This window comes from Cryobacterium sp. 10I1, from assembly GCF_035019805.1.
In the GTDB taxonomy this organism is placed as follows: Bacteria; Actinomycetota; Actinomycetes; order Actinomycetales; family Microbacteriaceae; genus Cryobacterium; species Cryobacterium glucosi.
In genome coordinates this window covers 1-336 of record NZ_JASJVF010000608.1, presented here as the reverse complement: position 1 = coordinate 336, position 336 = coordinate 1, and the positions used below count along the sequence as shown (strand labels likewise).

The window sequence follows — 336 nt, the reverse complement described above, 5'->3', positions numbered from 1 at the left end:
ATGTAGAAGACGTCGACGGGATCGAACATCGTGCCGCGGGGGGCGAGCGCGATCACGCAGATCGAGCCGGGGAGACCGGAGGCCGCGAGGCGGGTGCCGTCGAGCGGGTCGACGGCGACGTCGCAGAGCGGGGCGCCGCCCTGGCCGAGCGCCTCGCCGTTGGCCAGCATCGGGGCCGCATCCTTTTCGCCCTCGCCGATGACGACGGTGCCCTCGAACGGAGCATCGGCGAGCACGTCCCGCATGGCCGTGACGGCGGCGTCGTCGATGGCGATCTTGTCGCCCCGGCCGAGCCAGGGCAGGCAGGCCGCCGCGGCGGCATCCGTCGCCTCACGC

1 protein-coding gene is annotated in these 336 nt (G+C 73.8%); it reads right to left on the bottom strand.

Going from position 1 to position 336, the window contains the following annotated elements; translation table 11 throughout:
• A partial coding sequence (locus QN345_RS19990; protein WP_323509233.1) for a fructose-bisphosphatase class II occupies positions 1-336 on the bottom strand: 336 nt, incomplete at both ends.